The sequence below is a fragment of the Oleiphilus sp. HI0117 genome (assembly GCF_001635235.1).
The window spans coordinates 1-2,394 of the sequence record NZ_LWGA01001111.1 but is presented as its reverse complement, the minus strand read 5'-3'; the positions used below and the strand labels follow the sequence as shown (position 1 = coordinate 2,394).

Annotated in this window: 3 protein-coding genes; 2 read left to right on the top strand and 1 reads right to left on the bottom strand. The window is 41.8% G+C overall.

Annotated elements, in window-relative coordinates; translation table 11 throughout:
* Window positions 1–935: aminotransferase class V-fold PLP-dependent enzyme (locus tag A3757_RS19975; protein ID WP_156506442.1), on the top strand; the 935-nt coding region annotated here is incomplete at its 5' end.
* 71 nt (window positions 936–1,006) lie between these two features.
* Here A3757_RS19975 and A3757_RS19970 read toward each other — a convergent pair.
* Complete coding sequence (locus tag A3757_RS19970; RefSeq protein WP_068510046.1) at window positions 1,007–1,273, bottom strand: hypothetical protein; 267 nt, start codon at window positions 1,271–1,273, stop codon at window positions 1,007–1,009.
* Window positions 1,274–1,492: 219 nt separating this feature from the next.
* Here A3757_RS19970 and A3757_RS19965 point away from each other — a divergent pair.
* Window positions 1,493–2,394: 7TM-DISM domain-containing protein (locus A3757_RS19965; RefSeq protein WP_197470150.1), on the top strand; the 902-nt coding region annotated here is incomplete at its 3' end.

Genomic DNA, 2,394 nt, shown 5'->3' with positions numbered 1-2,394 from the left:
TTTCTGTAGAGACTGATGAGCATAACCGTATAGATCTGGAAGCCTTACGAGATACCTGCACTCGCTTGAAGAAAGAAAATATCTGCATAATTAGCGTGATTGGCATTGCCGGTACAACAGAGACAGGCAATATCGACCCTCTTGAAGAAGTGGCTGAAATCGCGCGCGAGTTTAAGGCTCACTTTCATGTCGATGCAGCCTGGGGTGGCCCGACATTATTTTCAAATGACTATCGCTCTTTATTAAAAGGCATCGAAAAAGCAGATTCTGTCACCCTGGATGCACACAAGCAGTTATATGTTCCGATGGGTAGTGGCTTGGTGGTGTTTAAGGACCCAAAGAAACTGAAGGCCATTGAACATCATGCTCAGTATGTTGTCCGTCGTGGCTCGAAGGATTTGGGAAGTACAACTCTCGAAGGTTCACGCCCGGGAATGGCGATGCTGATTCACTCTGGCCTGAAGATTATTGCCAAAGATGGATACGAGATATTGATCAACGAAGGTATCAATAAAGCCAAAGCTTTTGCTGCCATGATCGACAACGATCAGGACTTCGAGGTGATTACCTATCCTGAGTTAAATATTATTACTTATCGTTATTGCCCGGAGTTTGCAACGTCGGTGTTAGCAGTTGCAGACGATATTTTGATGGAAAAGATCAATGCAGTTCTGGATCGTATCACTAAGTTTGTACAAAAAACTCAGCGTGAGAAAGGCCTATCGTTTGTTTCAAGAACGCGTTTGGAACCCCCGAAGTATAATCGACAAGCATGTGTCGTCTTTCGAGTGGTATTAGCAAATCCACTGACGACCACTGATACATTAAGAGATATTCTGGCAGAGCAGAAAGAAATCGTGAACGCTTCTATGGAGGTTCAACGAGCAATGAAGTTATTGCGTAGTTTGTGTCAGCTCTCCGAGGATAGCCAATAGTCTGAGATAAACACAGACTATTGGTGCATAGATTTAATCACTCAAGGCTAAATCTAGATTACTGCTTCAGCTTAATATAACGCAGCTTCGTCATCTAAGACTTCGTGAATGACTTCCAAGAAGATCTTATCAGCATCACTCAATTGTTCAGGAATTCTAACAATTGTTGAGGCGCTGATCTTCTCTGCTATTTTAGCGGAAGCATCAGGTTCATTTTTCAGCTCGCGTGCGATCTCCATGCATTTTGTTGAAACACTAGGGTCACTTAGACACTTTCGAATAAAGACGCGTAGTTCACTAATTATTTTGGCTTGTTTGCTCGCTTCTGCACTACTCATCGATAACTCCTTATTTTCTACAAGTATATTTTTTATAGGCAGCATAGCTTCAGTATAGAGCTTAGTTGAAGTCATAGCATGTATTTGTTTGAAATAGTTTGTGAATAAGGGGGAATCTACTCATAAATGTATATCAAGTGAGCAGAGGAAAAAATCAATTGTCCTGCTACGCTTAAGAAACAGAGAAATTGTTTACACTAAAATTAGCCAACCTTATATATGACGTTCTTAAAAAACATTTTGCTTAGGCCGCTACTGATATTCTTGCTGTGTCTAAGTGGAAGCTTTATCGGGCCTGCTTGGGGTATTACGAATGTGATGCCAGACGATGGTGCGCCCCGTATTATTCGAAGTGAATACCTAGTAGATCACTCAGGTAACAGCGGCATAGAGGCAATAAAAAGCCTTGTAAGAGAAGGTGAATGGAAAGGTCTTAGTGAAGACTCGGCTAACTTTGGTTATCAGCGTTATCCGTACTGGTATCGTTTTGAATTAAGTAACCCAAGCCAGGCGCAAAAGGAGCAGATTCTAGAGATCAGTTACCCTTTGTTGGATTATGTGGATTTTTATCATTTTGCAGGTGACAACTTAGTCAGTGAAGTTCACACCGGAGATAGAAAGCCCTATTCGCAGCGCCTGATAGATCACCCTAATTTTCTCTTTCCTGTCAAAATAGCTGCGGGTGAAACCCACCAGATTTATCTAAGAGTCGACACGGCAGGTTCTCAGTTGGTTCCGATGAAAATTTCTGATGCAACGAGCACCTTTGTGCAGCTAGGAAAAGAAGACGCATTACATGCGACCTACTTTGGCGTTGTATCAGTTATTGTCTTCTTTAACTTATTAATCTTTGTCGCGCTCAGGGAAAAGCTGTATTTATACTATTCAGTCGCAGCATTCTTGTACATGCTGTTCTTTGGTATTATGAGAGCGAAGCTTTTCCCCTTTATTTATTCAGATAACCCCGAGTTTCATCACACGCTTTTATTGTTATTGCCGTCCAGCTGTTTACTTTTTTCAGCGCTATTCTCACGAGAATTTCTCAAGCCTGAGCAATACAGTAAGACTTTGGGGTATTTAATCAATGCGATCATTGGTATTGCCTTGATTGGCCTTGCTGG